This is a genomic window from Streptococcus humanilactis (assembly GCF_019448275.1).
Lineage (GTDB): Bacteria > Bacillota > Bacilli > Lactobacillales > Streptococcaceae > Streptococcus > Streptococcus humanilactis.
The window spans coordinates 1-227 of sequence record NZ_JAHXBZ010000044.1 but is presented as its reverse complement, the minus strand read 5'-3'; the positions used below and the strand labels follow the sequence as shown (position 1 = coordinate 227).

The window sequence follows — 227 nt, the reverse complement described above, 5'->3', positions numbered from 1 at the left end:
TCTTCTGGAGTTAAGTGGGATTTGTCTTGAACAACAACCTTCTCATCTGGTTTCACTGGTGTGAAGTCTTCGATAACTAGGTCTTTTCCTGCGATTGGATGACTGATCTTAGTTCTTGGATCGGTAACCGTTGCGGTTCCATCGTCACCTACTGTGACATCCTTACCTGGGTTCTTCGCTTTGACCTTATCTTCCACTTGTTTTTTCTCTTCTGGAGTTAAGTGGGA

At 44.1% G+C, this 227-nt stretch carries 1 pseudogene; it reads right to left on the bottom strand.

Going from position 1 to position 227, the window contains the following annotated elements:
- A pseudogene (locus KV696_RS09790) lies at positions 1–227 on the bottom strand (LEA family epithelial adhesin); the annotation flags it as partial.